The sequence below is a fragment of the Peribacillus sp. ACCC06369 genome, assembly GCF_030348945.1.
Lineage (GTDB): Bacteria > Bacillota > Bacilli > Bacillales > DSM-1321 > Peribacillus.
Genome location: NZ_JAUCEN010000002.1, coordinates 1,912,065 through 1,936,996 on the forward strand (window position 1 = coordinate 1,912,065; position 24,932 = coordinate 1,936,996).

Annotated in this window: 24 protein-coding genes and 1 pseudogene; 18 read left to right on the plus strand and 7 right to left on the minus strand. The window is 38.4% G+C overall.

Annotated elements, in window-relative coordinates; genetic code table 11:
* Window positions 1-236 precede the first annotated feature (236 nt).
* From QUF78_RS10235 to QUF78_RS10245, 3 genes are all read left to right on the plus strand, one after another.
* On the plus strand, window positions 237-773 hold the full coding sequence (locus tag QUF78_RS10235; RefSeq protein ID WP_289324556.1) for a HEAT repeat domain-containing protein: 537 nt from the start codon (window positions 237-239) through the stop codon (window positions 771-773).
* Between the two features lie 65 nt (window positions 774-838).
* On the plus strand, window positions 839-964 hold the full coding sequence (locus QUF78_RS10240) for a hypothetical protein (RefSeq protein WP_289324557.1): 126 nt from the start codon (window positions 839-841) through the stop codon (window positions 962-964).
* A 610-nt stretch (window positions 965-1,574) separates the two neighbouring features.
* Window positions 1,575-1,892, plus strand: coding sequence for an aldo/keto reductase (locus QUF78_RS10245; RefSeq protein WP_289327286.1), 318 nt, complete (start codon window positions 1,575-1,577; stop codon window positions 1,890-1,892).
* A gap of 106 nt (window positions 1,893-1,998) precedes the next feature.
* Here QUF78_RS10245 and QUF78_RS10250 read toward each other — a convergent pair.
* Window positions 1,999-2,460: pseudogene (locus QUF78_RS10250) on the minus strand (VOC family protein).
* Window positions 2,461-2,959: 499 nt separating this feature from the next.
* On the opposite strand from QUF78_RS10250, the gene QUF78_RS10255 reads away from it, so the two are divergent.
* The 10 genes from QUF78_RS10255 (at window position 2,960) to QUF78_RS10300 (ending at window position 13,455) form a co-directional block, all read left to right on the plus strand.
* Window positions 2,960-4,276 carry a MarR family transcriptional regulator gene (locus QUF78_RS10255; protein WP_289324558.1) on the plus strand — a complete coding sequence of 439 codons (1,317 nt, stop codon included), beginning with the start codon at window positions 2,960-2,962 and terminating at the stop codon, window positions 4,274-4,276.
* 84 nt (window positions 4,277-4,360) lie between these two features.
* The gene (locus QUF78_RS10260) at window positions 4,361-5,467 is read left to right on the plus strand and encodes a mandelate racemase/muconate lactonizing enzyme family protein (RefSeq protein WP_289324559.1); all 1,107 of its coding nucleotides are present in this window, start codon (window positions 4,361-4,363) and stop codon (window positions 5,465-5,467) included.
* Window positions 5,468-5,496: 29 nt separating this feature from the next.
* The gene (locus tag QUF78_RS10265; RefSeq protein ID WP_289324560.1) at window positions 5,497-6,915 is read left to right on the plus strand and encodes a YfcC family protein; all 1,419 of its coding nucleotides are present in this window, start codon (window positions 5,497-5,499) and stop codon (window positions 6,913-6,915) included.
* Between the two features lie 19 nt (window positions 6,916-6,934).
* Window positions 6,935-8,092, plus strand: a complete 1,158-nt coding sequence (locus tag QUF78_RS10270; RefSeq protein WP_289324561.1) for a M20 peptidase aminoacylase family protein — start codon at window positions 6,935-6,937, stop codon at window positions 8,090-8,092.
* A gap of 720 nt (window positions 8,093-8,812) precedes the next feature.
* Window positions 8,813-9,721, plus strand: coding sequence for an NAD(P)/FAD-dependent oxidoreductase (locus QUF78_RS10275; RefSeq protein ID WP_289324562.1), 909 nt, complete (start codon window positions 8,813-8,815; stop codon window positions 9,719-9,721).
* Window positions 9,722-10,117: 396 nt separating this feature from the next.
* Window positions 10,118-10,543, plus strand: a complete 426-nt coding sequence (locus QUF78_RS10280; protein ID WP_289324563.1) for a DMT family transporter — start codon at window positions 10,118-10,120, stop codon at window positions 10,541-10,543.
* A gap of 42 nt (window positions 10,544-10,585) precedes the next feature.
* Window positions 10,586-11,284, plus strand: coding sequence for a Crp/Fnr family transcriptional regulator (locus tag QUF78_RS10285; protein ID WP_289324564.1), 699 nt, complete (start codon window positions 10,586-10,588; stop codon window positions 11,282-11,284).
* Window positions 11,285-11,318: 34 nt separating this feature from the next.
* Window positions 11,319-11,780 carry a DMT family transporter gene (locus QUF78_RS10290; RefSeq protein WP_289324565.1) on the plus strand — a complete coding sequence of 154 codons (462 nt, stop codon included), beginning with the start codon at window positions 11,319-11,321 and terminating at the stop codon, window positions 11,778-11,780.
* A gap of 202 nt (window positions 11,781-11,982) precedes the next feature.
* Window positions 11,983-12,198, plus strand: a complete 216-nt coding sequence (locus QUF78_RS10295; RefSeq protein WP_289324566.1) for a hypothetical protein — start codon at window positions 11,983-11,985, stop codon at window positions 12,196-12,198.
* Window positions 12,199-12,342: 144 nt separating this feature from the next.
* Complete coding sequence (locus QUF78_RS10300; RefSeq protein ID WP_289324567.1) at window positions 12,343-13,455, plus strand: DNA alkylation repair protein; 1,113 nt, start codon at window positions 12,343-12,345, stop codon at window positions 13,453-13,455.
* A gap of 204 nt (window positions 13,456-13,659) precedes the next feature.
* Here the strand turns inward: QUF78_RS10300 and QUF78_RS10305 are convergent, their stop codons facing one another.
* The gene (locus tag QUF78_RS10305; RefSeq protein ID WP_289324568.1) at window positions 13,660-14,214 is read right to left on the minus strand and encodes an HPP family protein; all 555 of its coding nucleotides are present in this window, start codon (window positions 14,212-14,214) and stop codon (window positions 13,660-13,662) included.
* 123 nt (window positions 14,215-14,337) lie between these two features.
* Window positions 14,338-14,922, minus strand: a complete 585-nt coding sequence (locus QUF78_RS10310; protein ID WP_289324569.1) for a CGNR zinc finger domain-containing protein — start codon at window positions 14,920-14,922, stop codon at window positions 14,338-14,340.
* 362 nt (window positions 14,923-15,284) lie between these two features.
* Between QUF78_RS10310 and treP the strand changes: the two genes are divergently transcribed.
* The 3 genes from treP to treR all read left to right on the plus strand — a co-directional run bounded on the left by treP (window position 15,285) and on the right by treR (window position 19,234).
* On the plus strand, window positions 15,285-16,736 hold the full coding sequence (gene treP, locus QUF78_RS10315) for a PTS system trehalose-specific EIIBC component (RefSeq protein ID WP_289324570.1): 1,452 nt from the start codon (window positions 15,285-15,287) through the stop codon (window positions 16,734-16,736).
* Window positions 16,737-16,818: 82 nt separating this feature from the next.
* Window positions 16,819-18,489 (plus strand): alpha,alpha-phosphotrehalase, encoded by a 1,671-nt coding sequence (gene treC, locus QUF78_RS10320; protein ID WP_289324571.1) that lies wholly within the window; start codon window positions 16,819-16,821, stop codon window positions 18,487-18,489.
* Between the two features lie 31 nt (window positions 18,490-18,520).
* Window positions 18,521-19,234, plus strand: coding sequence for a trehalose operon repressor (treR, locus tag QUF78_RS10325; RefSeq protein WP_289324572.1), 714 nt, complete (start codon window positions 18,521-18,523; stop codon window positions 19,232-19,234).
* A 220-nt stretch (window positions 19,235-19,454) separates the two neighbouring features.
* Here the strand turns inward: treR and QUF78_RS10330 are convergent, their stop codons facing one another.
* Together QUF78_RS10330 and QUF78_RS10335 are read right to left on the minus strand one after the other, a co-directional pair.
* Window positions 19,455-19,802: a DMT family transporter gene (locus QUF78_RS10330; protein WP_289316912.1), complete on the minus strand. Its 348-nt coding sequence runs from the start codon at window positions 19,800-19,802 to the stop codon at window positions 19,455-19,457.
* 25 nt (window positions 19,803-19,827) lie between these two features.
* Window positions 19,828-20,157: a DMT family transporter gene (locus QUF78_RS10335; RefSeq protein WP_289324573.1), complete on the minus strand. Its 330-nt coding sequence runs from the start codon at window positions 20,155-20,157 to the stop codon at window positions 19,828-19,830.
* A gap of 543 nt (window positions 20,158-20,700) precedes the next feature.
* Here QUF78_RS10335 and dnaN point away from each other — a divergent pair.
* Window positions 20,701-21,831: a DNA polymerase III subunit beta gene (gene dnaN, locus QUF78_RS10340; RefSeq protein ID WP_289324574.1), complete on the plus strand. Its 1,131-nt coding sequence runs from the start codon at window positions 20,701-20,703 to the stop codon at window positions 21,829-21,831.
* Window positions 21,832-22,030: 199 nt separating this feature from the next.
* Here dnaN and QUF78_RS10345 read toward each other — a convergent pair whose 3' ends face one another.
* Window positions 22,031-23,251, minus strand: a complete 1,221-nt coding sequence (locus QUF78_RS10345) for a GAF domain-containing sensor histidine kinase (RefSeq protein ID WP_289327287.1) — start codon at window positions 23,249-23,251, stop codon at window positions 22,031-22,033.
* A 686-nt stretch (window positions 23,252-23,937) separates the two neighbouring features.
* On the opposite strand from QUF78_RS10345, the gene QUF78_RS10350 reads away from it, so the two are divergent.
* Window positions 23,938-24,399 (plus strand): GNAT family N-acetyltransferase, encoded by a 462-nt coding sequence (locus QUF78_RS10350; RefSeq protein ID WP_289324575.1) that lies wholly within the window; start codon window positions 23,938-23,940, stop codon window positions 24,397-24,399.
* Between the two features lie 69 nt (window positions 24,400-24,468).
* On the opposite strand, the gene QUF78_RS10355 is transcribed toward QUF78_RS10350, so the two are convergent.
* Entirely contained in the window at window positions 24,469-24,786 is a 318-nt protein-coding gene (locus tag QUF78_RS10355) for a CotD family spore coat protein (RefSeq protein ID WP_353957902.1), read from the minus strand.
* Window positions 24,787-24,932: the final 146 nt, after the last annotated feature.

Here is a 24,932-nt window from a genome sequence, read left to right on the forward strand (position 1 = left end):
TTAGACGGTACACCAATAGAACTGCTTAAGGTGCTACGGGCCCGAAAAAGGGTCCTGCTATACAAATAGAAGAAAAGAAATGATGAAGAAGCTGAGGAAACTTGTCGATGAGTATGCTGAAATAATGGAAAACCATTTTACATTTTGACATATAACAAATGCCCGGGATTAGGAACATAGTTGGGGCGATTTTTTCAGGTTAAAACTTGTGCCTTAAGTTTATAGGAGGTTATCCCATGAATACTGAGCAAAAAATAAACAAAATAAAAGAACTACAAAATAATGTTGAACTGGATTCAATTTTGAAAATTGCTTTCTTTTTAGAAGATGATGATCTGGCTGTTAAATTAACGGCAATAGAAGCATTGGGGGAATTGCCCAATAGCGAAAGTATTAAGTCGATTCTAATTAAATTAACAAAAAATTCCGATGAAGAAATTCGTTATTATGCTCTGGAATCACTTAAGGGATATGCTGGAGAAGATGTTTTCGAAGCAATAGTGAGAAATTTAAATGATAGTGATGAATTGGTTCGTATTTCAGCGGTAGAAGCCATAGGTGATCTAAACGATATAAAAGGACTTGATCACCTTTACAAAGCATTAACAGACAAGGATGAAATTGTGAGGGGTTATGCAGCAGAAGGGATTGGTAAGATTGGAAAAGCGGAATCTATAACTATCTTAGAAAAATTCATTACATCCGAAACAAACAGTTTGTCAAAACTAGGTTTTTTTGTGGGATTATACCTTTTAGGTGAAAAAAATATTTAAAATTAATTCTAGCTTTACTTAAAGACCCCTCTTATAGAGTAAGGTGTGCTGTTGCCAATAGCGTTGTGGATTTATTAGATCAAGAGAATGCAAATCTAATAAAAAAAAGTTTACTATCCGCTTTAAAGAACGAACAGACAGATGCAGCACGTTCTTCATTACAAGGAGCTCTTGAAGAATTAAACTCATAATTGAGCAGCGTTAGAAATGACCTGTCTATATAATTTGACGAAGCAGAGGGACAGAAATGTAACTTAGTAGAAAAATAGTAACTTCTCTACCTCAATTAAATGTAATATCTTAAGAAGAGGAAAAAAATGAATAGGTGATTCAATTGTTTGATAATTTGTATGTTGTAATATGTTCAATCATATGTACTATTTTTTTCATTAGAAATAAAATGTATTTATGGTTCATTATCTTTATACCAGTGGCGTGTTTAAAAATCCTCTCCTATACAGATATTCTAGATTTCATCCCCAGTTGGGCTGTAGGTCTTTCTTTTTATATAATTTTTATCCTGACCATCTTTTTATGTGGTTATTATAGCGCAAAAAAAGATATTAAAGAAAATTCGGATGGTACCTCTGATTAAATGAGGGTAGTTGTACATGCACGTTCGTAAAATCTCAATTTTAAGAACATTTATTCTTTTTAGTGATGCGATTATTGAATTTTCCTCGAAATTCCTGACTTGAGTAAAAGCTAGATACGCTTTAAAGACTGGACAACAATTGTATTGGTATAAGGTTTCGCTTATGCGGACAACAATCCTGTCAATCTTGTTGAACAGATGGAACCCTGAACTTTTGTCAGCAAACGGGAGTGGCTCCGATGGCATGGTCACCGCTTGCAGGAGGAAGCATCTTTGAGGAATCGAATGAAAAGGCTGTCCGCTTAAGAAAAACGTTAGAAATCGTAAAAGAGGAAATCGGTGCTAAAGGAATAGATGAAGTTATGTATGCATGGCTGTTGAGACATCCAGCAAAAATCGTTCCTATCGTTGGATCCGGTAAGAAAGAACGTCTGGACAGTGCCATTGATTCACTAAACCTTAGCATGGAAAAAGAACAATGGTTTAACATTTTAACCAGCTCGATGGGACATGATATCCCGTAATAATCTATACATTTGTACAAGAATCCTTTGCCTAGATCAATGGGGACTTCCGTAAGGAGATCCCCATTCTTAAACTGCAACAAACAACTGGGAATCATCTCTCCATTTATATTGGGAATCGTTTATACCAATCTTCTAATGACATCTCCCCAAAACTTTCTTCAAAGTCCAACCTTAATGGAGCAATCAATTCAAGGACATTTCCATCTGGGTCCTCAAAATAAACGGCAGCATGAGCTTGAGGGTTATTATCGAGAACTAAAGGCTGCTGTCCTTCAGTAAAATTAAAGAATGGGCGAATGTCAATTCATCTATCTTTCAGCCAATCCTTCGCAGATGGCATGTCACCTAAATCAATTTGTAAAGCCACATGACGGATGGAAGGATGATAGGGGATTTCCACTTGGTCCGTTTTCCAAAGACCAAGCCAACTTTTCCCTTTCTCAAGCCAGAAGAAAACGACCCTCTCGCTTCGATAGGCAAGCTCTAATTCAAGTTTGTGGTAAAAATCAATCGACCTTTGCAAATCTGATACTGGTAAATGTGCTTCATAGAGACCTTTGATCATCTTGAACTCCCTTCAGAACAAATGTTTTGTTGGTGAATTAGAAATGAATACTTTATATGTGGAAGCTAAAAGCCGGTAATCCGAAAAAGCAACCCGATAATTCCGCAGAAATGTAATACACCATGCTAAGTGAAATAAGCATGCCAATGGAAAAGCTACTACATTTACTTTTCTGACTAAAGTAAACTAAAAGGGTGGCAGAAATGGTTCCAATTATCATGATCAATCGGAAAAGAAGGATAGGGTTGTAAGGAGGAAATGACAAAGTCATTAATACTTCCTTATTTCTCCCGATTCTCCATTCCTTATTCATAATATACTAAAAAAATACAAATATGGGTGATGTTAGTTTATCGTAAGTGACATTATCATTTTCATAAGTTCTTGGGAACGTGATGGACTACCACTTGCAAGCATGATTTTGGTGAATGTTTTTTAGCTACTAATAAGATTCTAGCGTTATAATAAAAATAATATTTCATTTTAGAGGTGAAACAACATGAAAATCGGTGTTATAGGCTCAAAGTATTTTTTGGAATCCTTATCTGTCCACTTTCCCATGTTTCCTGAGGTTCAATTCATTTCCTTTCAATATGATATGCCGGAAGAAACCAGTCTATTAATTGAAAATGCGGGCAAACAAACCGATCTAATACTGTTTTCAGGTTCCATCCCTTTTTATTATGGATACGAACAAGTTAAACGGAATTTAATAGAAGCTATCTATGTCCCTTTTGATGAATTGACAGTTGCGCTTTCGTTGTTATCGATTTCTCATAGGGAACAGGTTACTATAAATGAAATCTCAATCGATTTACCGGACAAAAACCGGTTAATGAAGGTATTGGAAGAATCAGAAATCGCTGAAAAACCCCTTTATGTGAAGGATTATCCTTGGATATACAAGAGGGAAGAAGATACCCAGATCCTAAACATAGCAGAATTCGTTCAATTCCACAGAAATATGCATAAGGAAGGAAAAACTCATTTCGCACTAACGAGCATTCATGCTGTTTATCAGGAGCTTCAAAGGCTATCAATTCCTTGTAGATATATGGTTCAGCCCAAACATACTTTAATGGACAGTCTCACAAAAGGTATTTCCTTGTTGAAGCTAAAGAAAACGGAAGAATCCCAGATTGCTGTCATTTCCATTCAAGATTATCAACAAAATCTTAAAGAAAGTGATCTATTTTTAAATTTTTTACAGAAAGTGAGTAAGAGATTACAGGCTCGTGTTTCTCTTGAATACTTAAATCCACATTTGATTTATACTACACGCGGAGCACTGCAGGCGTTTGAATCAGAAATTTATGATGAAATCATCGGACAAATGGAACAAGAGTTTCAAACTTTCTTCCAAATTGGCATTGGATATGGATATACGATTCAAGAGGCGGAAAAACATTCGGCACAAGCATTATTTTTTACCAATAAATTTCTAAAGAGAAAAACGGTAGCTTGCTTAGTTGATGAAGATCAAAAACTTCAGGGACCATTATTTGAAGGAAATCAACAGGTGGAATTGAAAAATGAAGATGAATCCATTCAAAAACTAGCCAGGGAACTAAAAATGAGTGCGAAAAATATAAAAATGATTCATCAGTTCATTTCGATAAATCATTTTCGGGCTTTTTCTGCAGCAGAGCTGGAGGAATACATGAGCTGTACCAGAAGATCGGCAGAAAGATTCGTTAAAAGACTCACTGAAGGAGGCTGTCTCAACAAAATTGGAGAGGAACACCCATATGGGCAAGGAAGACCTCGGAATTTATATGTACCTGCGGAAAAATTCAAGAAAATTACTGAAAATTAAATTTTCAGACTTTACAGAAAAAGTAGAATGGTATATATTGTTTTTATTAACGACATATAGCGACAGTGAAAGGGGAGGATAGTTTTGTTTATTGAACGTTGTGAAATTCATGCCATTCATTTGCCATTAAAAGAGCCATTTGTCATTTCCTATGAAACATACAAGCATATGCCCTCTATTATCGTAAAATTAATAGCCGATAACGGGATGGTGGGATATGGGGAGGCAGTGCCTGATGAACATGTGACTGGGGAAACGTTTTATGCGACATTCGAAGTACTGAAGCATGTCCTGTTACCGGTTGTAAAACAGGAAAATCCTTTTAATTTAGAAAAGATACACGATATCATGAACTCTGCCATCATTGGAAATCCCTCCGCAAAAGCGGCCATTGATATAGCTTGCTATGACTTGATGGGTAAATATACCAAATTACCGATTTATGATTTATTAGGTGGGAAATTCCATGGATCCCTCTCTTTCGCTAAGGTTTTAAGTATTGACGAACCTGGGATTATGGCTGAAAAAGCACAGGAAGCAGTCGCCCAAGGTTATAGTTCATTAAAACTTAAGGTCGGTTGGGATATTGACTCAGATGTGGAACGGATTGCTGCGGTTCGACAAAAAGTCGGGAAGAAGGTTCCAATTCGGGTCGATGCCAATCAAGGATGGGGAACTTATGCCAATGCACTTCCAGCAGTGAAGGCTCTGGAACCTTTTAACCTTTCATGGTTGGAACAGCCGATTAGAATGGGGGACATTGACGGTCTTGCAAAGCTTAAGGAAAAAACGAACATACCACTTATGGCTGATGAAAGCATCCATCACGGAACCCATTTACAAGAAATCATTAAAAAGAATGCCGTAGATATAATCAATATTAAACTAATGAAATGCGGCGGAATCTATCAGGCTATCCAATTGGCAAAAACAGCAGAATTTGCAGGAATCAGCTGCCAAATCGGTTCAATGGTAGAATCATCAATCGGGTCCGCAGCAGGGTATCATACAGCCATTTCACGAAAAAACATTACCAGTACTGAATTGACGGGTCCGCTGCTATTCAGTCTCGATATTGGAAATCTTGATTATGAAATTCCATACGTCCATCTAACAAAGGAACCTGGGCTTGGAATCATAATTAACGAGGAAATTCTTGAGCAATTAACCATAAAAAAAGAACAGGTTTAAATATAATTCGTACATGATGAGGTGAATGGATGGAAACCGAAAAAAATAGTGTACCGGTCAAGAAAAAGACAAGGTTAAAAGTACCGCATACATACACGCTTATTTTTATCATAATCATCTTGGCAGGACTAGCCTCATATGTAATTCCGGCTGGTGAATTTGACCGGGTTGAAGATAAAGAATCGGGTAGAATGCTTGTAGTCGACGGAAGCTATCAAGCTATTGAACAAGACCCTGTGAGCTTCTTTGACCTTTTCACCTCCATTCCATTGGGATTGGAAAAGGGAGCCCAAATTATTTTTTACATTTTTCTTGTAAGTGGTGCATTCGGGATCATACGCACTACTGGGGCCATTGAAGCGGGGGTCTACAAAGGGGTCCGATCACTTGAGGGGAGGGAGAAGCTTTTAATTCCGTTGAGTATGCTGCTTTTTTCAATTGGCGGTTTTAGCATGGGGATGGCAGAAGAGACCATCATCTTTGTACCGATTGGTATCGCCATAGCAAGGGCGATGGGCTTTGATGCAGTTACTGGAACGGCCATGATTACACTTGGGGCAGCCAGCGGGTTTTTCGGAGGCATGCTCAATCCCTTTACGGTCGGGGTGGCACAATCACTGGCTGAAGTACCTTTATTCTCTGGAATCGGTTTTCGCTTTGCAGTCTATATTTTTGTACTGGCATTTGCCATTTGGTATGTTAGCCGTTATGCAAATAAGGTAAAGCTTAATCCTGAAAAAAGCGTAATCTACGATATTGAACAAAAAGAAAAACGCACGGATGGTTTGGTCGATTTCCCTGAATTGACGGCGCGTCACAAGCTAGTCTTCATAGCGATGATCTTTGGGCTGGCTTTTAACATTTATGGCGTGTTTAAATGGGGTTGGTTTTTAACCGAGCTCACCGCTTCATTTTTGATTATGGGTATCGTTAGCGGGCTTGTCGGCGGTTTACAGCTTGGGAAAATATTCGATTCATTTATCGAGGGAGCCAAAGCGGTAACATTTGGGGCATTGATCGTCGGCTTTGCAAGGGCTATAACAGTAGTGCTGGAAGAAGGGAAAATCATAGATTCATTGGTCTTCATGGCGGCGTCCGGGATAAGTCATTTACCGCAAACGTTGAATGTCGTAGGCATGTTCTTCACCCAAGCAATCCTGAACTTATTCATTTCTTCGGGTAGCGGACAAGCTGCGGCAACAATGCCGATCATGGTTCCCATTACGGATATATTGGGTTTGGAAAGACAGCTTGCCGTACTTGCCTTCCAATATGGGGATTCGGTTACGAATTCCATCATCCCAACGTCATCAGCGTTAATGGGATATTTGGCCATCGCTGGGATTCCCTATGAGCGATGGGTGAAATTCATTTGGAAATTAATTCTCGGGTGGACTTTGATTGCTTGCATCGCATTAATTGCAGCAGTGGCCCTCGGTATCTCCTGAGAGAATAAGGAGTGGTTTGATGAAGGAATTATTGAATGAAATTAAACCTCAAGTTTTGGAGATTTTCCACCATCTTCATGAGAATCCTGAAGTAAGCTGGAATGAATATCAGACTACAGCTTATATTTCAGAGATTCTCATGAAAAACGATCTTGAGGTGACAAGTTTTGGGGATATGCCTGGGATCGTGGGCAATTGGTATCCAAAGGAAGGGCGAAATAAGTTAACGGTCGGATTGCGGGCTGATATGGATGCTCTCCTTCAGGAGGTCGACGGGACAATACGTGCCAACCACTCATGTGGGCACGATGCTCACATGACGATTGTATTGGGTGTCTTGCTGTTATTAAGAAAAATGAAGTCCAATCTTCCTGGTACGTTGAAGTTTATTTTTCAGCCTGCCGAGGAAGTTGGTGAAGGTGCTTTAAAGATGATTGAAAAACAGGTATTGGATGATATTGATTTTCTCTATGGTCTTCATTTGCGCCCCATTCAGGAAATTAAGTATGGACAAGCTGCTTCAGGAATCATTCACGGGTCAGCCGATACAGTGTTCGGGGAGATTCACGGATTTGACGGGCATGGAGCCAGGCCCCATTTGACTTTAAATGCCATTGAAGTGATCACTGACATCGTTGAAAAGCTTAAAGGAATACGGCTAAACCCGCAATTATCCTATTCAGTAAAAATGACACAGGTTTCTGCAGGAGGGGAAAATGCGAATATTATACCTGGGTCCTCCAAGTTCAGTCTTGACTTACGCGCCCAAACGAATGAAGCGATGGATGAATTGATCGAGAAGGTGGACGATGTCTTGACGAAAATGTCGGTCTTCCATCAATGTCAAATTAGCTTCAAGCACAAAGAAAGAGTTTATGCCGCATGCATTGACCAAGAAGCGGAACGATTTATGGAGAAGGCAATCGAAAAAACCTTAGGGGCTAAAGGGGTCGTTAAGCCCATCATTACCCCCGGCGGGGAGGATTTTCATTTTTATACAAAGGAAAGACCTGCAATCAAAGCCACGATGCTTGGAGTGGGCTGCGATTTAAAGCCAGGGTTACACCATCCCAACATGGCATTTAATCAGGAAGCCATTTTCACAGGTATTGAAATATTAACGAGGGCAGTCATTGAAACCTTTTCTAAATATAACAATAAAGAAGGTATCATTTAACCGGTCTTCGTAAAGATGATGAATATTTCTTTGGGGCCAGACCTATTAGTTGAAAGAATCTTTTATTGTTCATGTAAATGGAAAACAAGCGAAGGTCACCAAAGGATTGGTGACCTTCGCTTATTAATTGTTTGTTCTGTCAGAGAAGTTTTCCCCTATTTTATCCAATTGATTATATTGCAAAAAATCTTCCATGATCTGCTCAGATTCCATTATTACTTTTTTTATGAATCACCTAGCTCCATTATTGTCCTCGCCCCTTCAACTGCACGAATGATATCCAAGTAGGAAGTTTCCATTTTATCCTTGTTTAGACGCTATCCCCCTTGAACACCTGAGGCTGGATCGATCAGGCCATGTTTCGCTAACTTCGTTAGAACTTTCGACAAGTAGGTCGAAGAACCCCCCCGTTTATTGTATATTTCATTAAAACCACCTATTCCATCATAAAAAGTCTGTATGAACCATTATTACTGTTTTAACAAAACGGCCGTCAAGTCAGGTCGAGCTATTAGATTGACTCCTGTAATCATTGAAGCTATTATAGAGTCACAATATCTGTAATTGATTCGTCCATCTTCTATAGATAAAGTTAGCCTTTGATGTCTTTAATGATATAGGTTAATTTGGTTATCACTATTGAACCAATTTGAGATGAACATCATTTTTTGGATTGGTAAAGGCTTAGATTTTTTCCTATTTCAGTAAGGGGGAATGAATATGATGGTATTCGATTGTGTAGTTCTAGGAGCCGGCCCTGCTGGTTTAAATGCTAGTTTAGTTTTAGGTAGGGCGCGCAGGAAAATAGCTTTGTTTGATAACGGAACGAACAGGAATCGAGTCACGACTGAATCTCATGGTTTTATAACCCGCGATGGTATTAAACCCGCAGAGTTTAAAAGAATTGCATTGAATGAACTGAAAAGCTATCCATCTATTCAATATTTCGAAGAAACCGTAATACAAATTTCGAGAGAAGCGGTTAACGATATATTTAGAATACTGACAGTGGATGAAAAAGTGTACTTTGCAGAAAAGATAATAATTGCAACAGGTGTTCATGAAGAATTTCCTTCCGGACCAGATATAAAAAGTTTTTATGGGAAAAGTATTTATAGTTGCCCATATTGCGATGGATGGGAATTAAGAGATCAACCTCTAATTATAATTACAGAGAATGAAGATGCTGCACATCATATGGCAAAACTCGTTTACAATTGGTCAGAAAATTTAGTGGTGGCAACGAATGGGCATGAAATGTCTAAAATGAAAAAGGATGAACTGCAACAAAGGAACATCACTATCGTGACAGAGCCTATAACAAAACTGCATGGCAAAGATGGGTACTTGCAAATGGTTGAATTTGCTTCAGGTCTTAAAGTGGAAAGGACTGGGGGATTTATTGTGCCATCATTTTATCGACCTCATCAATTTGCTGAAATACTGGGTTGTGAACTGCAAGAAAATGGAGCTATCGTAACGGATGATGCCGGTCGTACCTCTCAAAAAAATATTTATACCGCAGGGGAGTCTTCTCAAGCAGGTCCATCTTCATTAACCCTTGCTGCCGCAGAGGGTAGTAAGTCTGCATTTGCTGTAAATGCAGATATCACCAATGAAAGATTCTAGAGCATACCAGGAATATGGATAAAGTATAGTAATAGTTTTTAAAATTGAAGCTGTCGATGCGGCAGCTTTTTTATGTTGAGTTGAAGTGGGGTTTTTCTTCGTTTTAACAGATGAAGAATCCAAGGATAATAAAGAGTATTCCATGAATTTTTTTAGTGATGAAAGGATATTGTTCAAAGAACCAAACGGAAATATGGAGAGGTACAGAAATGAGGCATTTATCAAAAGAAAAACATTCAAAATTTTTATGTTTGAACTTTAGGATGAATCTACTCTGTAAATGATGCTCTACAGGTCCTTCTCTTTTTTCCTAGATTCACATTGCGGGACATATGTCCTTTCCTGAATTCTCTTTCTGTTATTTAATGATGGAGAGATTGAAGGGGGGAAGACACAGTGAAAGGGATTTTCTTTTCATTTTTTGGCGGAGCCTTTCTAACGTTGCAAGGTGTAGCCAATTCCCAGATTAGCCGGGACCTTAGCACGTGGCAAGTCGCAACAATCACCCAGTTCACTGGTTTCATCATTGCCGGGTTGATTTTAATTCTGATACGTAAAGGGGATGCGCTTGAATTCAAAAAAGTCAAACCATTGTATTTGTCAGGTGGCACTTTTGCTGCGGTGATTATTTTCAGCAATATTACTGCTTATAAACAAATTGGTGTAACATTTTCGGTATCAGCTCTATTATTAGCTCAGCTAAGTTTTAGCTTTATCATTGATAGCAAGGGTTGGTTTGGGGTAACGAAACAGAAGATGCAACTGCCACAGTTCATTGGGCTTGGCTTGATGATGGCAGGCATCATTTTATTAGCTGTATAATTGTAAGGATATAAGAAATAGGCAGGAAGTGAATCTTAACAGATGAAAGAAATAATGGATACTGAAAAACTCAATCACTATTTGAAGGTCCATCAGTTGGAAAACGTTTTTAAGGGAGCATTGGTGCCCCATTTATCTCTATACCAGGTTGAGCAAGGCGAGTGCATTTGCTCCCAAGGCGATCGCTTGAATTATTTGTACGTGCTGGTTAAGGGAAAAGTTAAAGTGTATACGACTTCAGTTGAAGGCAAGAATCTGATTCTGTCCTTTAAAACACCTCTTGAGGTAATCGGGGATATTGAATACATACAGAGTATAGATATCATTAATACTGTTGAAGCGGTATCAGGTGTCTGTGTAATCGGCATCCATCATCAATGGTTAAAAAAGTATGCTGAAGGTCATCCGTCCTTCCTGCAATTTTTACTAAGAGTCATCACTCAGAAGTTTTACATTAAATCCAAGTCACTTAGTTTTAATTTAATGCATCCAGTTGAAGTAAGGCTTGCAAGTTACCTCCTATCTGTTTCGTTTGATGAAACAAGTGCCCAAATAACTGGACGCCTGAATACAGAGAGCTTGAAGGATACTGCAAACTTTATTGGAACAAGTTACAGGCACCTGAATCGAGTCATCCAGCAGCTTTGCAAGGACGGTTTAATTGATCGGTCCAACGGCTACATCCAAGTTAAAGACTGGGAAGGGTTAAAGGCACTATCCAGCCATAATATCTATGAATAGATTGTTTGATAAGAGAATTGGAGGAGGAGATACGATGTTACTTGGATTAAGTTGGGCAATCCTCGCGGGATCAATGGTTAGTTTGCAAAACGTTTTTAATAGTAAGGTAAATGAACATGTCAATCCATGGTCAACGACTACTCTTATATTAGGATTGGGGTTTCTTGCCTCATTATTAAGCGGGTTCGTATTTGAGGGATGGGATCTTTTTCAACTGCAAAACATGAAGCCCTGGTATTGGTTCAGTGGTTTGGTTGGCATAGGCGTAGTCACTTGTGTGACGCAGGGAGTAAAGCTTCTCGGACCTACCTTCGCGATCTCAATCGTTATGGCCTCACAGCTTGTGTTTGCTTTATCTTGGGATTCTACAGGCTGGTTAGGGTTGGAGAAGGTTCCTTTTACGTTTAAGAAGTTGGCAGGTATCCTGATAATCATTGCAGGGATGATAATATTCAAAATAGGAGGGAAAAGACAAAGGGCTCCTGAAATGACCTAGTCAGGCTCTGGCATGGTCAAAGTTAGATGGAATACGGTATGGAGTGATACACTTGAACAGATACAAATCTTTATTTTTTGATATAGATGATACTCTTTTAGATTTTCGTAAGGTTGAAGTGATGCACTGCGCTTGCTTCTCAATGAGAACAAATGAGGTTTATACCACAAGTGGAAGCGTATTATAAAACCATCAACCAGGCTTGTGGAAGTCCTTGGGGGGAATATCGCTGGAAGAGGTAATCAATACGCGCTTTTTCACTTTTTTTAAAGAATATGGCCGGGTGGTTGATGGGTTTGCACTGAAGAAAACCTATCGTAGTTACTTGAACAAGGGCACCTGGCTGTTAATGGGGCACTTGATTGGTGGCGAATTTAGAGAAACGGGAATAGCCAACCTACGAAATCAATCAGCTTAGTGATCTTAATGCCATATTCAAAAAAGCTTGTGACTTGAGTTAAGACATCTAGTCGCCTTGTCATCGTATTTTGCTTTTAGTACATAAATGATAAAGGGATGGCTTACTAAAGGAAATATAACCTGAAGAAAAGGAGTGAAATAAATGGCTGAGCCTTTAAAGGATTTATATAGTGAAACTTTCATTCGTGAATTCAGTGAAAAAGTAAGAGATGTCCATCCGTCCTTTTCTTCTGAATCGTTTATTGAGGAAGTTATGGATGAACATTGGGATGATAGGAAATTAAAAGAACGTATCAGACATATTTCCATAACCCTTGGAAAGCATCTACCTAGTGATTATCAAAAGGCTTTGGGTATATTGTATCGGCTTGATAAGGATTGTGAAGGTTTTAGGTATTTATTTTTCCCGGATTTTGTAGAGGTACATGGATTGAATAAGAAGGATTGGCAGTTATCGCTTGCTGCCTTGGAGCGGTTTACTTCAAAGTCATCTTCGGAATTTGCAGTACGTGCTTTTATCTTACTCGATCCCGCTCAAATGATCGAAAAGATGAAAGACTGGACAAAACATGGGGACGAACATGTCCGCAGGCTGGCAAGTGAGGGATGTAGGCCCAGGTTACCTTGGGGGCTATCTTTACCGATGTTCAAATCCGATCCGAAACCAGTCTTGGAATTACTTGAGAACCTGAAAAAAGATTCATCCCTATATGTTCGTAAAAGTGTGGCCAATAACTTGAATGATATTGCCAAAGATCATCCCAAAGCCGTAATAGAAACTTCCAAGCGCTGGCATGAAAGTGGAGACGCCAACACGATTTGGATTGTCCGGCGGGGATGCAGGAACCTTGTTCGTCAGGCTGATCCAGAAGTCCTTTCATTATTTGGTTACACGGATGTCTTGAATAATCCTAATATCATTTCAAACGCTTTTATTAGAAATGAACCAGACTCGATTTTTATTGGCGAAACCAGTGAACTTCATTTCGGCTTTCGTGTGCAAGAAAAGAATCCAGTGAAACTGCGTATTGAGTACGCCATCGATTTTGTAAAAGCGAATCAGAAAACTTCCCGTAAAATTTTCCTTCTGGCAGATAGGAATTTCACAGATAGTGAGGCAGTTGAAAGAGTGAGGATTCACAATTGGAAAAATTTGACCACACGTCGCCATTACAAGGGAATCCATCGAATATCACTCCTTGTTAACGGAGTGGAAGTAGCAGGAACGCATGTAAAACTAAACGCTGAAAGTTAAATATTTTGAAGAGTTAACTACAGGATTTCCTTACGAATATCTAACAAAGAAGGGAGTTGAGATGATCCTCTTTTTTGTTAGATAAGTAGTCGGTACAAAAATAAAATTATTTCATTATAGTGAAACATTGCAAAATATCATTACGGTTCAATCTAAATAATCATTCTTCTTTTACTTTTGAATAATTCATTAAATCGGTTTACATCAAATCCAAAAAGTTGGATAGTTCCGATTGCTGCGCAAATTATTAATTAATAATGCCAGGAAAACGATTATAACAGCACCAGTTAAAACAGGCGTAATTAAATAGCTCCAGCTATAGTGGCCAAGCATAACAACAAGTGGGTCTGCCCCGGCTGGAGGATGGGTCGTTTTTGTCAGCATCATCACAGCAATCGCTAATCCGACAGCTAAGCCGATCGCCCAAGGCTCGTCGCCAAAAAGATGATAGAAAGCTAAACCTACGAATGTTGAAACAAAATGGCCTCCAATAATATTCCGTGGCTGTGATAACGGTGCGTTCCACAGACCGAACGCCAGTACACAGCTGGCACCAAATGGAGCCATTAACCACACTGCTGATGTCATGTTTGTTAAAAGAATTAAAGCGAAGATCGTTAAAAATCCACCAATCAATCCCGTTATTGCGTCCTTTACATTTATCTGTAAAGGACTTCTTCCTTTTCCCTTCATCTTAGATAAATAGCGTATATGAAAAAAACGTGTTTCTTTTTCCCTCGCTACTGATATGCGGTCCATCATTAGCCCTCCTTTTTTATATATGTAAACATTACACGAAATGAACTAACCTGTCAAAGTTGTTTTTAATGGTTAGTTAAAAAACCATAAAAAAAGAACCAACTCTTTCAATAAGTTGGAACTTCATTCATCATCAGATTTGCGGTGTTGAAAGCGGGCTACCTTTTTTCTATTACCGCATATTTTCATTGAACACCACTTGCGTCTTCCACTTTCATCAATAAATAACAGCACGCAATCATTATTCGAGCATCGCTTTAATGATGTAAGCTTATTCTTTTCAATTAAAGTTAAAAAGTCATAAGCAATAAAAGACAGCAGGATATCTTCGGCTTCTCCAATAGGTATGGCAATCAGTTTTTGATCCATTAATTTATAAGTGAAAGGTGATTTTTTGATTTTTTTTTCTAAAAAAGCGATAAATTCATCAGGAATTGGATTCCCATCAGCTATTGATTCAAATTGTATTCTTAAAATAGTACGCATTTCTAGAATACTTTCTAATACCTGTCCGATTCTCTCTTTTATTTTTAGGATTAGCTGATCATCCCAAAATGAGTTTTCCCCTTTTATTACCTGAATCCAGTCCAGCGCATCGCCTTCTGAAAGCAATAAGTCTTGACGTTGACCACGACTTACAAGTTCTGTGTTCACTAAATCCAGAGATAGATAACCGGATATAAGTGGGAATTTATTAGTTTCAGACATAAAATTCATCCCCCGTTTGCCTTTTATATTCTAACCATTGAAATGTTATTTAAGAGGTTATATCATCATTATACCCTATATAGGCATTTCTCAGAGATACTTATCATGTTAGGAAGAACTTACTGTATTACATGCAACTTTTACGGGATAACATGAATCGTGTTAACAACTTTTTTATCAATTTCCAGATCGGTAAATCAAAGCCCGTGAGAATCAATCGTTTTAAAAGATAAATGCAAGAGAGGAAAAAAGTTCTTGACAGAACCTGTACGTACAGGATAATATGAAAGCGTATACAGAACCTATACGTACAGGTTGTTAAATCAACTATATTTTGCTTTCTAGGGAAAGGAAGTAGTGAGATGAGTAAATACACAGAACCAGCAATGGATTTGCTTCAACATGTTGGAGGGAAAGAGAATATTGCAACAGTTACGCATTGTGCGACAAGAATGCGTTTTGCATTGAAAGATCCCGCCAAGGCGGACGTAACGAATATTGAATCGATTAAACTTGTGAAAGGAACCTTTACACAAGCTGGCCAGTTCCAGGTCATAATCGGCAATGAAGTATCATCCTTTTATAATGAATTCGTTTCCATAGCTGGATTGCAGGAAGCATCAAAGGAAGATGTGAAAACGGCAGCTAAACAGAATATGAGCTGGTTGCAGCGTTTGATTTCCCATCTTGCGGATATTTTCACCCCACTGATTCCTGCCATAGTCGTTGGCGGACTCATCCTTGGTTTCCGTAATATCATCGGCGATATTAAAATGTTCGATGATAGCACGAAAACCCTTGTGGATATTTCACAATTTTGGGCAGGGGTCCATGCCTTCCTTTGGTTGATAGGTGAAGCTATTTTTCATTTTCTTCCAGTTGGGATTACCTGGTCCATCTCAAAGAAAATGGGCACGACTCAAATTCTCGGTATCGTCCTTGGGTTAACCCTGGTTTCCCCACAACTTCTTAATGCATATGCAGTTGCAGGCACAAAGGCAAGTGACATACCTTTTTGGGATTTCGGTTTTGCCCAGGTCGATATGATCGGCTATCAGGCCCAAGTCATCCCAGCTATACTTGCAGGGTTCGTTTTGGCGTATTTAGAACGGTTCTTAAGAGATAAAGTACACAATTCCATTTCCATGATCGTCGTTCCATTTTTTGCTTTACTACCAACTGTAATCATTGCCCACACCATTTTGGGGCCTTTAGGATGGAAAATCGGTTCAGTCATTTCTACGGTTGTATATTCCGGATTGAATTCATCAGTGGGCTGGCTATTTGCTGCCGTTTTCGGCTTTGCCTATGCACCGCTTGTCATCACAGGACTGCATCACATGACAAACGCAATCGATCTTCAGCTTATGAGTGAATTGGGTGGAACGAACCTATGGCCGATGATCGCCTTATCCAATATTGCACAAGGTACAGCAGTGCTTGCGATGATTTACATCAACAGAAAGGATCAGGAGGAAAGACAAGTTTCGATTCCTGCTACGATTTCATGTTATCTCGGTGTAACAGAGCCAGCCATGTTCGGCATTAATCTGAAGTACGGCTATCCGTTCTTAGCCGGTATGATCGGTTCACTTTTCGCAGGAATCGTTTCTGTCGGATCTGGAGTAATGGCAAACTCAATCGGTGTCGGGGGTATTCCAGGGATCCTTTCCATCCAGCCACAGCATATGGGAATGTTTGCACTCGCGATGTTGGTTGCTTTCGTTGTCCCATTCATTTTGACTATAGCATTCTCCAAGCGTCCACAAATGAACTTGAAAACAAGAACGAAACCAACGAAATTAAATGCTTAATAATGCGGAGGGAGAGCATTCTCCCTCCTTTTTACCATATTGACCAAAAAGATACATCCGGGACAGCAGAGGAGGATATAAATTGAAGGATTTTAAAAAAAGTACCATATATCAAATTTATCCGAAGTCTTTTAAGGACTCAAACGGTGACGGCATCGGTGACATAAATGGTGTAATTGAAAAACTTGATTACCTTGATAAACTGGGAGTGGATTATATTTGGCTGACCCCCTTTTATCGTTCACCTCAAAATGATAATGGATATGATGTAGCGGATTACACATCTATTGATCCTATGTTTGGGACAATGGATGATTTCGAGAGATTGGTGAAGGAAGCTAATTCACGGGATATCCACATCATGCTGGATATGGTATTCAACCATACATCAACGGAGCATGAATGGTTCCAAAAAGCGTTGGCTGGAGAGAAAGAATATAAAGACTATTATATTTTCAAGAAATCGAAAGATGGAGAGCCCCCTACGAATTGGATTTCGAAATTTGGAGGCTCTGCATGGGAATATTTAGCGGAACATGATGAATACTACCTTCATTTGTTCGATCGGACACAAGCTGACCTTAACTGGGAAAATCCCAGAGTAAGGGAGGAAATTTTCAATGTAGTAAACTTTTGGATGGATAAAGGTGTCAAAGGATTCCGGTTGGATGTCATCAATCTTATATCGAAACCCGATTTATTTGAAAATGACAAAGATGGAGATGGACGTTGCTATTATACAGATGGCCCGAAAATTCATCAATTCCTTAAAGACCTGAATGAAGAAACTTTTGGTAAGGATGAAGAGGTGATGACAGTAGGGGAAATGTCATCAACGACCATTGACCATTGCATCAAATATTCATCTCCAGATGAAAAGGAGCTATCCATGGTATTCAGTTTCCATCATCTAAAGGTGGATTACAAGGATGGGGAAAAGTGGTCACTTGCAGATTTTGACTTCAGGAAGTTAAAGGATATCCTAAGCAGCTGGCAATATGGGATGCAAGAGGGAAATGGGTGGAATGCACTGTTCTGGTGTAACCATGACCAGCCGAGGATTGTGTCCAGGTTTGGAAATGATCAAGAGTATCAAAAGGAATCGGCCAAGATGCTGGCAACAGCCATTCATATGCTCAGGGGGACCCCTTATATATATCAAGGGGAAGAAATAGGGATGACCAACCCGAAATTCAATGATATTGAACAATATCGGGATGTGGAATCGATTAATTATTACAATATTTTAAAAGAGGCAGGCAAGGATGAAAAGGAAATAATCGAAATCCTTCAAGCTAAATCCCGTGATAACTCGCGAACTCCCATGCAATGGGAAAATACGGAGCATGCAGGCTTTACAAAAGGGACGCCATGGATTACAGTGCCTGATAATGCTAGGATCATCAACGCTGAACAAGCACTGAAGGATAAGGACTCCATTTTTCATCATTACCAAAAACTTATATTCTTAAGGAAGAAACATGATATCATTGCATATGGGGACTATCAGGAAATTCTAGGAGATCATGATCAATTGTTCTCCTATATACGCAGTTATGAAGATGAGAAACTTTTGGTCATCAATAACTTTTATGCAAAAGAATCGTCCTTCGAAATTCCAAAAGATGCTGACCTATCCGGATTCAAGTCAGAGCTCCTACTTTCAAATTATATCGATTCGAAAGACCTTGCAGATGATATTATCCTTCGTCCCTATGAATCGGTTGTCTATTTGTTGAAAAAGGAAGAGTAGGGGACTAACAAAAATATATTGTGGTGATGAAATGAACAGCAAATACCTATCGCTTTATGGTGATATTGTTTCAAAAATCGAAGAAGGAACCTTTCCGACAAATTCAAAGCTTCCTTCCGAAAGCAGCTTCATGGAAGAGTACGAGATATCCAGGGATACTGTGAGAAAGTCCTTACATTTGCTCGAACAAAATGGGTATATCCATAAAATCAAAGGCAAGGGTTCCTTTGTGTTGGATTTCAGTAAATTTAATTTTCCTGTAGCAGGCTTGATTTCCTATAAAGAAATGGTGGAAAAGTTGAATCTGCATTCCAAAACGATCATCCATACCATGGAGCTTGAGACTCCCGACTCAAGCCTGATCAAGCTTCTTGACTTAACTGAAGGTGAGGAAGTATGGAAAGTGTTCCGGGTTCGGCAAATTAATGGGAAGAAAATCATTTTGGATAAAGACTATTTCAATAGTGAGTTCGTAACTAACCTGACAAAGGAAATTTGTGAGGATTCGATTTATGGTTATATCGAAAAGGAACTCGGGCTCCAGATTGGTTTTTCCAATAAGGAAATTACCGTGGAGCCATGCAGTGAAGAAGATAAACAATTATTGGACATAGAAGACTACGATATGGTGGCAGTTGTGAAAAGTACCGTCCATTTAATCGATGGAAGCTTGTTTCAATATAGCGAATCAAGGCATAGACCTGATAAATTCAAGTTCACGGACTTTGCACGAAGGACTTGGTGAAAGCCTGAGCTATAAGAGGAAAAGGCTAAGGAAGACATGTGATAACCAATTAGGTTATCAAAAAAAAGGTCAAAGAATTAAATTCAATATTCAAAAAGAGAAGGTCGCCATGGCGGCCTTTTCTAATGCGGTTCAAGGTGTAAGGTAAAAATCTAAGGAGTAAAGACGACATCGGCTCTTTTTCTTGTTCAACGAGCGGGGAAAGAGGATCGTCAAACCATTAGTTTGACGTTTCTCCTGCTTGTTTCGGTGTGTGTGAAGCATTTAGCAAAACCACTCCACCAATGATCAATACCAAGCCACCCAACGTAATGATACTAAATGGCTCATTCCATAATAATACGCCAATTAATGCTGTTAAAGCAGTCCCTATTCCTGCCCAAATGGCATATGCCAAGCTTAACGGAATTGTTTTAAGACATAAAGATAAGCTGTAAAATGCTATTCCAAATCCTATAATAACCCCAAATGACGCGAATAAATGTGTGAATCCTTCAGATAACTTAAGCATGGTCGTACCAAATAATTCACTTATGATAGATACTCCTAAAGCTATGTACCCTTTCATATTATTACCTCCGATTATTAAAATGTTAATGAGATCCGCCACTGGAGAGTTTCAAAACAACCACTCCTCCAATGATTAGGGCTAGACCTAAAAATTTTTTCAGGTGAAAGCTCTCTTTATAAACGATAACTCCCACTAAAGCAGTTAAAGCAGTCCCTATTCCCGACCAAATAGCATAAGCCGTTCCAAGCGGAATGGAAATAAGAGATAAAGACAGGCAATAAAAAGCCACCCCCATTCCCATTACCACACCAATGGAAGGGTATAACTTTTTAAATCCGTTTGATACTTTTAACATCGAACTACCAAAAACTTCACTTATGATGGCTATTGCCAAAAATGCATAAGGATTCAAGATAATCTCCTCCTGTATATTCATTACTCTTTCCAATCATATTCCCAAGCATCTTATCATCTAAAGTCCCCATATTAAACTAAAACCTTATTGCGAGTCTAATATTTTCTATCGTTAAAAAATATATCCTATCCTAGTTGAAAAAGAATATAATTAGCCACTTCAGCTATTAAAACTTGTTTCGCAGCCGATCTTACGATAAAAGAACAAATTCCTTTTAGTCAATTGAATCCATGAGTAACATTGAAACACAAAACCGTCCAGACGGTCTTTTTTATATTTAACGATACCTGCAGGTTACTTGTCAAGTGCATCTAGTACTCTTGAAATTCAACATCTTCCAGTAAAAGTATGGAAATTTGTATAGAAAGATTAAGAGTATCGTTATGAGATATGCATTGCATGCTTGCCTTTCCTATTATAGAAATGTTGCTGGGGAGTTTTCTTTTGCAAGACTTGCTTAATAATAAGGTCAAACAGGGATTTTTAGGGATTTTGTCGAATTAAGTTCATTAAACGATTATGATGGGGTGAACTTCTTTCATGGAATTTTTAATAAAAAAAGAGTGTTTCATTAAAGCGATTTCTGAAGTCAGTCATGCAGTTTCCATAAAAACACCAATACCCATTTTATCAGGAATAATGATAGTGGCTAATGACGATAGCTTAATCCTTATTGGCAGTGATTCCGATATTGTCATTGAAAAAAACATTCCTTTAACGATTGATGGAGTAAGGGTATTGGAGGTTTACCAAAAGGGTACTGTCGTATTATCGGCAAAATATTTAAGTGAGATCGTTAAAAAATCACCTGATGATATCCATGTAAAGCTGAACGAAAATCAATCAGTTACCATTATATCAAATGAAATTGTAACGAATCTAAATGGATTCCATTCTGAGGAATACCCAAACCTTCCTCAAGTTGATGAAGATGGTCATTTTAAAATCCCAAGTGTTGAATTACTGGAAATCATTAAGCAGACTGCGTTTGCCGTTTCTAAAACTGAGGCCAGACCCGTTCTGACAGGCGTCAATATGACATTCAGGGATAACATACTTTCTTGTGTTGCAACAAATACTCATCGTTTAGCGGTAAGAGAACTTGCGTTAGAATCGAAGGTGAATGGTTCGTTCATCATTCCAAGTAAAAGCCTTAATGAGTTAACCAATTTAATTAATAATCAATCGGGTGTTATACATATTTTCATCTCGAGAAGCCATATGGTGTTTAAATCAAACAACTTCTCACTTTTTTCTAGGCTGATTGAAGGTAATTACCCTAATGTATCAGGGTTGCTGCCAAAAGATTTAAAAACGATCATCACCTTGGATACAAATCTACTGTTGAAAGGTATTGATAGAGCCTGCCTTTTTGCAAGTGAATCGAGGAATAACAATGTACATCTGGAAATCCTGGATAATACTAAGTTAAGAATTTCTTCTACCACATCAGAACTAGGGGAAATAGAAGAAACGCAAAGCATCATGGCAATCACAGGAGAGGAGGGGCTAAGTATATCACTAGATGGAAGTTTTTTAATGGATGCCTTAAAAGCGATAAAAGAAAAAGAGGTCAGACTAAGTTTTGGTGGTCCAATGAGACCTGTCTTAATCGAGCCAAGCGGTAATTCTTCATATCGTCATCTTATTTCACCAGTGAGAACAAACTAAAGGATTAAAGTATAAAGGAAACGAATAAAAGGTTAAATCGATTAACAAAGCAGCAATTAATAGAAAGTTATGATGGGGAAAGGTCAATAGCATCATCCACCATAAAAAAAGAACAAAGAAAAGAGACCCAGTAGAAAACTTATAAAAGTCTGGGCCCATTGTATTCATATCGATTGAAGTAATAGTTTACTATAGGTTTTCATTCCTGGCTTAATGCCGGCAACTTTATTTCGAAGGTAAAGATAGAACCTTTTTCGCTTGTCCCAGAAAGCCAAATGCGTCCGTCCATCAATTCCGTCAAACGTTTGCAAATGGAAAGCCCCAATCCGGTTCCTCTGTTCATTTCTTCATATCCTTGGGGATGCATATGATTGAAAGAATGGAACAATCCATTGATTTTGTCAGTTGGGATACCGATTCCTGTATCCCTCACAGTGAAGGATAGACGAATGAAATCAAGGTTTTTTTCATCGGGAATCAAAGCGGCGGCAATGTTAATTTCCCCGTTATTCGTAAATTTAATGGCATTTCCTACTAGATTAACGAGGATTTGACGAATCTTATGATCATCGCCCAATAATACCATAGGAATATTAGAATCGATTTCCCCTAGTAGTCGGATTTCCTTTTTAGCGGTTTCCGCTGTGAATAGTTGGATGACCTGTTCCACACAGGAACGGATATCAAATGGTTGAATGTTCATTTCCATTTTACCTTCATCGATTTTCGAATAATCCAATATATGACTGAGCACCGTAAGCAGTGATTTTCCGCTCGTTTCAATGATTTCTGTATATTCTTTTTGTTCTTCAGTCAATTCAGTTGAATGTAACAGTTCTGCCATTCCCATAATCCCGTTCAAGGGGTTTCTGATTTCATGACTTAAGACCGCCAATAAGTCAGATTTATCCTTACTGAGTTTATTTATGTGAAGTGAAGCCAGACGCAATTCCATTTCATCCATGACGATTTGTGCAAGAGACCTGAGCATATCCAACTCTTCTTCTGTAATTGTACGCGGTTTATAATCAATGACACACAACACGCCAAGGTTATGGTTATCATGGGTATTCAATGGGATGCCTGCATAAAAACGAAATCCGTTTTCACCTGCAACCAAAGGATTCGCTAATGATCGGGGGTCTAAACTAGCATCATTAAGAATATAAGGAACATTATTAAGAATGGCCGAAGCACAAAGCCCTGGCTCCCTATCTATTTCCTCCACATCCAAACCATGATGGGACTTGAACCAAATCCGATCCGTGTCGACGAGGCTTGTTATTGCGATAGGGACATTGAGTAGTTGCGATGCAAGGGCTGTAACCCTGTCAAAAGCGCCATCTGGCGGTGTATCAAGTATTTGATACCGCTGTAAAGCATTTAAACGCTCTCGCTCAAGTTGGCTTTTTTCTTTCATATTGTTCAATATTATTCCTCCTATGTCATACGGTTTGCCAAGGGTAGTAAAAGCCCATTATAATAGGATCCCTTTTAAAATTAAAAGGGAATTACATTAGAATCCTATCTGACATTCCTAAACAGCAACATAATGTGAGACTTCATCAAGTTATTAAAGAAATTTTGTTTCTTCGACTTAAAATTTCCGGTAAGCCCTCTTTAATGAAAGGCACTAAAGTCTTTCAAAATGTTGTTTATTCTTCTGATTACTACTAATTATAACACTAAGTCACGGCTGGATTGAATTTTGACGGACTTGTCCCTTATTCGGGGCAGCGGAATCTTTTTTCTATGAATCTTCGGAATAGTAAAGTGGTAAAAAATTAATTAATGATTATGATAAACGTTAGTATTTCATTTGAACGTGGTATGGCTTGGACTTTCTTAATAACCAAGCAGCAGATAAGTGAGCTTTCGGAAAAAACTGTGGGAGTTTCATCAGAAGCCTCCATATTTTTATTAACTTAGCAACTTGGGGTGGAGGGAGTTTGTAGTATCCAGAGTCGGTATCGGTATAACTGCATTTTTGGCTTCGCAAACTAACTCCACAGAAAGTATATTCATATATTTAATGCTATCCACTGTCCATGTGCCACTTGCCGTTAATAGCTGTATCCGTACATACTTTAAAGGGGGATAATTATTATGTATGTTAGTCAAACCTGGGATCATGTAGTAATTGCAAAATTAAATCAAACTGTTCACAGCCTGCATGCGAAACTATATCCTAAGTATTTTAAGGAATATAAGTATAGCGCAATGGAAGAAACTTTTAAAAATTTGATTAAAAATGACAGATTTGTTTTTCTTCTATTAAAAGAACATGAGGAACCGATTGGTTACGCTTGGATTGAAATAAAAAGCTATCCAGAAAATGCTTTTAAATATGGGTATAAATCTGTATATGTGCATCAGCTTAGTATCGTTGAAAGTCAAACCCAAAAAGGTTATGGTAAGCAACTAATGAATGAGGTATATGAAATTGCGAAAAAGAATGATATAGATTTAATTGAACTGGATTATTGGTTTGGAAACAATGATGCAAAAGAGTTTTATAAGAAGCAACACTTTAAAAGTTATAGGGAGTTTGCATTTAGACAGTTATAACCACTTTGAATTTCCCGTTTTTTAAAGGTTTGGAGGAAGGAAACAAAACCCCGAATCGGGGTTTTTTAATTAATATCTTAACATTCTCCTTGAAAAACAGGGGGGTTGAGGAACTCCACAAATAAATCTTTGGCTTTGGGTATAACACTCTGCCACGACACTTCGGGTATGCGGAAAATTATGCTTATACGTGATGAAGTGCTTATTCACGGTAGTTGTATGTGTCGGATGAAAAACTGGAATCACAGTGTTAATGACATTTGTTTTAACATATTGCTTTGTTGGAGAGGTTTGTGGCGGATTATACTGAGTAGGCATTGTTTGAGGTGGGCAATATTGTGGTGGACATTGACTGCCTTTCGGATGTCTCCAGGGCTTATTATACATTTCAACACCTCCTATATTTTTTTGAAACTCATTGTTAGTTTATGAAAATAAATGATAAAGGGACTAGTATAAATGCCTTTATCAAAAATAATGGCTGCATCATGAACCTGTCATAAACTTTCCCGTAGTTGGGGAAAGAGAATTTA